The 4,091-nt window shown below is 51.0% G+C and carries 3 protein-coding genes and 1 pseudogene; 3 read left to right on the top strand and 1 reads right to left on the bottom strand.

Annotation, left to right across the window (positions count from 1 at the left end; all coding sequences use genetic code 11):
• From GS632_RS21930 to GS632_RS21920, 3 genes and pseudogenes are all read left to right on the top strand, one after another.
• Positions 1–587, top strand: a pseudogene (locus tag GS632_RS21930) (hypothetical protein); the annotation flags it as partial.
• A gap of 308 nt (positions 588–895) precedes the next feature.
• Positions 896–2,443, top strand: a complete 1,548-nt coding sequence (locus GS632_RS21925) for a hypothetical protein (protein ID WP_171722500.1) — start codon at positions 896–898, stop codon at positions 2,441–2,443.
• An 84-nt stretch (positions 2,444–2,527) separates the two neighbouring features.
• The gene (locus GS632_RS21920; protein WP_171239112.1) at positions 2,528–3,475 is read left to right on the top strand and encodes a cation transporter; all 948 of its coding nucleotides are present in this window, start codon (positions 2,528–2,530) and stop codon (positions 3,473–3,475) included.
• A 25-nt stretch (positions 3,476–3,500) separates the two neighbouring features.
• Here the strand turns inward: GS632_RS21920 and GS632_RS21915 are convergent, their stop codons facing one another.
• Positions 3,501–4,010 carry a phospholipase D-like domain-containing protein gene (locus GS632_RS21915; RefSeq protein WP_171722502.1) on the bottom strand — a complete coding sequence of 170 codons (510 nt, stop codon included), beginning with the start codon at positions 4,008–4,010 and terminating at the stop codon, positions 3,501–3,503.
• Positions 4,011–4,091: the final 81 nt, after the last annotated feature.

Genomic DNA, 4,091 nt, shown 5'->3' with positions numbered 1-4,091 from the left:
TTTTTCGGCCCGTGAATCACGCAACCAAACGGAAATCAATGGGTCCTGAGCCTAGCAGCATCCTGGATGCCGATTTGGATTTTCTTAGTGACGGGGGCATTACCGCGCTGGGATACGGAGGATCGTTGGTTGCTGAATTTAATCGTCGTTGGGCGAATGACTATGAACTCGATCTGCGATTTAGGCATACGCACATCATTCTGGAACCGCTGGACACCGATCTTGTTGGTCAGGCCGAAGCGATATCAACCGTAGCCTGGTCCCGGGTCAGAGTGCCAACGGGTGTTCGGGTGTTCTCCCAGCCCACGCGTTGGGTTGGTGAAGTATCGGCCTCTTATATCCCGGGTGATCAGGGAATCGTTTTGGACAGTGAGTGGCTTGCCCAGTTGGGCGCCGGGATTGAGCTGGACCTGTCCAAAAACGACTCTGCCTGGGTCGAAGAGCTGCGCCTTATGGCTCGTATTGCGAAAGGCGACAATATTGAAGGTTACTCAGTCGGTGTAGCCATAAAATTCTTAGATCAGGGACCTGACATTCGGAGGACTTCTGAGCTTCCGTTGGATGAAGTTCGGATTTCCTTGAAGTAGTGCCGCCCGCGGTTCGGGAGAGATTGGTACGCTCGGTTTGGACCGGCCTCCCGTAATGAGTCTGAACCGGTTTGTCTTGCCACATGTCTGTGGAATGCGCGCTTGAAACAGCCGTTACCAACACCGCAAGGGTGACAATCACCGAAATTGTCCATCTGTACGTCATCAAAAGCCTCCTTCGGTATTACCCGTATTCCAAGATGGCTTTCAGTTAGGAATGTGATGGGATTGGTGGGAGGAAGTAACATGTTGCTATACAGTAATTTACATTGGCAAACTTGATGACGTGACGATGCAGGAGAATTGCCGTGCCAGAAAAATTTGACAAAGCGGATATCCTGAAACAGCTGGAACGCATTGTAACATCCGAAGACTTTGATGGCAGCGCGAGGACAAAATCGTTTCTTGAGCACCTTGTTCACCGTGAGCTTGAAGGGCGCGGCGATGAATTAAGGGGAACCGCCCTGGCTATGGATGTTTTTGGACGAGGTGCTGACTTTGATCCCAATGTGGATCCGATTGTCCGTATCGAGGCTGTCAAATTACGCAAAGCGCTGGACTATTATTACCTGACCTCGGGGGCCAATGACCTGGTGTCTATAGCTATCCCCAAGGGGCAATATCGCCCGCAGTTTGAAAAAAATTTTGCTAAGGAAAAAACGCAAGGGAAATCGCTGGTAGACGGTGCTGGATGGCCAATTTTGGGCATCTGTGCCTTTTCCGGATCAGATACGATACGTGCCCGGTTTTTTCGCGATGGTTTTCCCGAGGAACTGGGGCTTGAGCTTGCACGATTTGCCCATATCCGCGTTCTGACGGGGTATGATGACGCGCCTTCGGACGATACTTCGGCGCACTTCATACCGCATTGTGACTATGTTCTGGATGGAACAGTGAGGGACGCCCAATCCAGCCTGCGTCTGATTATGCAACTTAAAAGAGCTAGTGATGGATCAATTTTGTGGTCTGATCGGCGCGATTTTGATCCGGACAACATGGACTGTTTTGATTTTCAGGAACAAGTAGCAAAAAAATGCGCGGTGAAAATAGCCGACGCTTACGGAGTTGTCGCCACGGATGCACCAGAGCGTTTCACAAGTCGCGCAACATCCGGGCAAAGTGCATATCAGGCTTTATTGGCTTTCCATGCTCACCTGCGTACATCCAGATCAGGCAGCTTACAGCAAATGATGAATCTTGCTCTGAATGCTACCGAAAACAATGACTCCGGAGGTTTGGCCCATGCCTTGGTTGCGCTGGGGTATGTGGAGGAAGTTGCGCTCGGCCAAAAACGCCTGAGTGCGGTATTGGAACAAGGGAAGGCCCATGCAGAAAAGGCTGTTGCGCTTGAACCACAATGTCAGGAAGCCCTGTTTGCTGCGGCTATTTACGCGCAGATGGCTGGGGACAGTCCACGGTTTGAGCGCTTGATCGGCGCCGCGATACAGGCCAATCCCAACGGTGCCTTGTTGATCGCATTAGCAGGAGCATGGTTGGCGCTTGTGAGCGACATAAAGTTGGGCGGCCAAATGGTACGGCAGGCTTTGGACATTAATCCACTGTTGCCAATCTGGACGAATATCATCCTGTGTCTCGAAGATGTCGAAAAAGGAGATTACGTATCGGCCTCAGAAAAAGTGCGCCTGATTGATGCCCGTGAACATGCAGGTGATTGGCTGTTGATTGCTGCTATTCACGGACTGGCAGGCGAGGCTGAGTTGGCAGACGATGCGCTGTCGAACTTTCCATCCGATCAATTTACGCTCGACGAATATCTTAGCGATCTCCCTTATGCAGCCGGCGTTGTGGATTTAATACGGAGAGGCACAAAGCACTTGGCTTCGGATGAGATGTGATACTAGCGGAATTGGTACTATGGCCGGACCATTAACGTGCGGGCGTCGTACGATATCCAGAGCTTGGGAACTTAGGAACAGATTATGAATTCTTCGATGGTTGAAGGTCGGCACGAGCTCGAAATTCGCGCCATGAATGTGGGAATGGTGGGAAATTTGTTCATGGCTGCGGCTGGGATTGTTGCCGCGTATTATTCCCATTCTCAGGCTATTCTGGTGGACGGGCTGTTTTCACTTATCGGCTTTACTTCTGCTGTGTTTGGAAAACGGGTGGCACGTAATGCGCAAAAGAAACCGGACAAATTTCGCCCCTATGGTTATGCTGGCGATGAAGCGCTGTTTACCACCTTCAGATCGCTGTCTTTGTTAGGATTGGTGGTCTTCGCGATTTCCAACGCCGCCCTGAGCATTGCGGGATACCTGAACGGAGAAGCCCAAACGGAGTTGGTGTTTGCTCCGATGGTTGGGTACTTTGTTGTTGTCGGTCTCACCTGCCTGCTGCTTTGGGGGTTTCACACCCGTTCGTGGCTGAAGACCGGAAAGCAAAGTGACGTTCTGCGGCTGGAAAAGAAAGCGGCCGCATTTGACGGCATCATCACCTTTGCTGCTGCAGTTGGACTTTTGGGCATTCATTTCTTCAAAGATGGTTTTCTGGCACCAATTGTGCCTGTCGGGGACTCAATCATAGTGCTTGTTCTATGTGCGACCGTCATCGTGCAATATTTCAGGGACTTTATGTCAGGCGTGCAAGAATTGGCAGGGGCAACTGCGGCACCTCAGCACATTGCTGCGGCACGCAGGGCCGTGCGTGACACATTGCGCTCAGACGGGGGCACACTAATTGATCTGTCCGTATCGAAGCTGGGGCGTGGTTATACTATTATGGTTTACTATGATCCGCAGCTTCCTTGCCTGGCCGCGCGGATTGACCAGCTTACGTTGCAACTCCAAACGGAACTTTCGGCTATTTTCGAATCGCTGGATGTTATCGTGGTCGTGTCTCAGCAGGGAAGGGTTTTGGAACCTGCTTGAGCTGGAAGTTTACTGAAAACCGGCATCAAAGCTGGCTTTCAATCGGAAGCCAGCCGGAAACTTTCGCAATCAATTTGCGCCAGATCCCTGCTGATGGTTCTTGGGGCAATAGCTTGTTGCTCTTTGACGCAGTTTCTTCCCACTGTAGTTTTCCGGCTTCACTTATCGACACCTTGTAGGTGTAGACCGGTAGAGCCGCATCCAGCTGTTTCTGGATTTCTTCGGCAAGGCCAGGGCTGCGGATCAACATTCCGATTTCCGAGTTCTGCCGAACGGACCTTGGATCAACATTTGCAGATCCCACGAAAACATAAGCCCTATCTATCAAAGCAATTTTTGTATGAAGGGTCAACGGTATCTCCACACCCTCTTTCGAACGCGAAGTACTGGCACGAACCTCAAAGAAGTTTACTCCGGCCAATAACAGGCGTTTACGATACCTTGCATAATGGCCATGGGTGTAGGGATGATTGGTTGAGGCAAGAGAATTTGTCACTATCGTAACATCAATGCCGTTTCTGACCAGTTTCTCCAGATACTCCGTGCCGTACTCCTCGGGTAGGTGTTGTCACGTTAACCGTCGTTCGGTTGCTCATGCTTGGATTTGGACATAGGT

Source organism: Ruegeria sp. HKCCD7296 (assembly GCF_013110775.1).
Lineage (GTDB): Bacteria > Pseudomonadota > Alphaproteobacteria > Rhodobacterales > Rhodobacteraceae > Ruegeria.
This window is presented reverse-complemented; position numbering and strand designations above follow the sequence as displayed.